General features: G+C 64.5%; 2 protein-coding genes. Both read left to right on the top strand.

Annotated features, from left to right (window positions below; genetic code table 11):
- A partial coding sequence (locus tag RMO81_RS08180) for a hypothetical protein (protein ID WP_310475332.1) occupies nt 1–346 on the top strand: 346 nt, incomplete at its 5' end.
- A gap of 61 nt (nt 347–407) precedes the next feature.
- Nucleotides 408–2876 (top strand): tetratricopeptide repeat protein (locus RMO81_RS08175; RefSeq protein WP_310475331.1); only part of this gene is annotated, 2469 nt, incomplete at its 3' end.

Raw genomic sequence — 2876 nt, 5'->3', positions numbered from 1 at the left:
CTTCCGCATCCGCGAAGCGCTGGATCAGCGCCTCGGCTATCTTGATGCCATCCGGGTTGCCCATGCGTCGGCCGGCGGCGCTGCGGTCTGCGTCGCGATGGCCGTCGCGGTGGGTTATGTCGTGCTGCTGGCCTCACCGGGCTATCTGGTTCACCACTGGATCGCGGTGCTGGTGCCGGTCACCATGCTGGCATCGCTGGTCGGCACGCTGTTCGTCTTCCCCTTCGCGCTCCGGCTGCTGCGGCCACGCTTCACGCCGAACGCCGATGTTTTTCCCGACTGGAACCAGTCCACGGCCGAATTGTTGCCGATGGTTGTGCCAGTCAAGGAAGGGAACGCAGGCTAGAATATTGGTCAACGGGACATCCCGTGATAGCTTCAGCAGGAATAGGTGAGGGCAATCGGAAATGAGAACTGTCTTCATCAACGGGCTGGCGACCACGCTTGCGATCACTGCTGCTGCGCCAACAATTGCCGCAACCGCCCTCCCTGCCGCGCTGCAAGCCCGGCTCGCCATCAGCGCCGCCGCCATGGCCGATCCCGACAGCATCGAGCCCAGCCGCCAGGTCGATCTCGCCCGCGCCCACCTGACGCTGTGCGTCGAGGCCTGGGGGCCAGCCAGCCCGCAAACCGCGCAATGCGAGCTGGAACTGGGCCGCGCGCTGCTGGTCGAGATGTTCCCGGTTGAAGCCAAAAGCGTGCTCACCAATGCCATCGCGCATCTTGGGCCAGCGCCCGATCCGCAGCAGCGGGCACAGGCGCAATCGGTGCTGGGCGAGGCGCTGGAAATGCTGAGCGAGTATGACGCTGCCGAAACGCTGCTGGTGGCGGCGCTGGCAGTGCAGACAGCGCCAGCAGATCGGGCCGTCACCTTACGGCGATATGCTACCGTGCTGATCCGGAAGGCACGATTTGCGGAGGCCGAGACAGCCCTGGTTGCGGCGCGCGCGGCCACGGCCAGTGCCGGAAAAAGGGTTTCAGTTCACAATCAGGCCAATTTGTTGCTGGCATCCGGATTGCTTGGCCTCGAGCGTGAACGTGGCGGCAGTGCGGGTCAGCAGTATCTCTCAGAAGCACTGAGCCTGATGGAAGGCCGCTTCGGCAAGTTCGACAGCCGGCTGGGCCGCGTGCTGGAACTCCTGGGTGCCACCACCATCTTCCGCGGCGCGCTCGCTGCCGAGCCCTGGATGGAACGCTCGCTCGCTGTCGAACGGGCGCGGCCGCGCCCCAATCCAGACCGCCTGGGGTCTGCCCTCGCCGATCTTGGTGCCATTTTCGGCGGTTCCGGCCGCCACGCGCAAGGTGTCGCGCTGCAACAGGAGGCGCTGGCACTCGCCCTGCAAACCGGCACGAAACGATCATTCGCCATCCGCTCCTTAAAGCTCGTCAACACGTTGAGGGGAGCCGGAAGGACAGCTGAAGCCCTTCCCATCATGGAAGCCGGCACTGCAGCAGCGGTTGAGGTGTGGGGTAAGAGCCATCCCCAAGTGGCAATTTTCCTTGGCACCTTGAGCGAGCTCTATGGACTTGCCGGCAAGCCGGATGAGGCCATTGCCGCCGCGCGCGAGGCCGTAAGGATCAGCGCGGCGTCGATTGATCCTGCCAACAACCAAGGCATCTACGCCCATGTCCAGCTTGGCCAGCTATTGATCGGCCGATCATCGGCCGAAGCCGTGGCCATTTTTGCTGCCGCCGTCACCAACGCCAACAAGATCTATCCACACAGCAACATCGAATCGATCTCAATCCGATCCATGCTTGCCAATGCACTTGCCCAAAACGGCCAAAAAATCGAAGCGGTTGCACTTGTTGACGATTTGATCGAATCGCTGCGGAAGAAAATAGCCGAGGAATCGATCCTGAATGCCAGCAGCGATCTGCGCACCAGCACCGGATCAAGCACGTTCAATCGGCCGCTTAAGGTGCTTTATGATGTTGCCGGCGATGATCCCGTCAATGCCGCCCGCGTGTTCACCCTAATGCAGCTGCTCGAAGGCTTCCGCCGCAGTGCCAACATCGCCTGGCGCAGCGCCGCCCGGCTGGCCGCCAATGATCCGGCGATCAGGGCACTTGCCGACGAACAACGCGCCGGCCAGGCCGAGCTGACCTTGCTGCGACGCGATTTCGTCAAGGCAGCCGACCCGGGAGCGATTGCCGCCCGGATCGAAGCCGCCCAGGCCCGGCTGGTCGAACTCAATGCCCGCATCGTAAGCCGCGATCCGGCGTTTGCGGCGCTGGCCGGGCGGCTGGATGTGCCGCTGGCCAGCCTGATCGGCGGTGACCAGCCCTTGCTGCGCGCCAAAGAAGCACTGCTGGTGTTCCGGCAAGATCAAAATGGCCTGCTGGCACTGGTGATCACGCCCGATAGCCCCCACATGATCCGATTGCCCAACAGCAAGGCCGCCGATCTGGCCGCGCTGGTCGGCGCGGTACGCAAGAGCCTGGAACTGGATCAGGCCCTGACCGCCAATGATCTTCCGGCCTTCGATCTGGCCGCCGCGCACGAACTGCACAACCGGGTATTTGCGCCGCTGTTGCCCTATCTCAGCACCGTGACCAGCCTGCACGTCGTTTCCGATGGCCCGGTCGCGCGGTTGCCGCTGGCGCTGCTGGTGGCAAAACCGGGACTGGCGAAGGATGCCAACGCGCGCTATCGCCGCACCAAATGGTTGGGCGATCGTTTCGCGCTGGTCAGCCATCCCGGCATCGTGGCCTTTGCCGCGGCGCGCAGCATTGGCTCGCCCAGCCGCGCCGATCGCCCGGTGCTGGCCGTGGCCGATCCGGCGTTGACCGGCACCATGCAGGTGGCGGGCCTCAGCGGCTTTGCCAGGCTGCGCGGCGATACGCGCGGTGCAGCACTTGCCACCCGCAACGCC

This window comes from Sandarakinorhabdus sp. (genome assembly GCF_031422795.1).
In the GTDB taxonomy this organism is placed as follows: Bacteria; Pseudomonadota; Alphaproteobacteria; order Sphingomonadales; family Sphingomonadaceae; genus Sandarakinorhabdus.
This window is presented reverse-complemented; position numbering and strand designations above follow the sequence as displayed.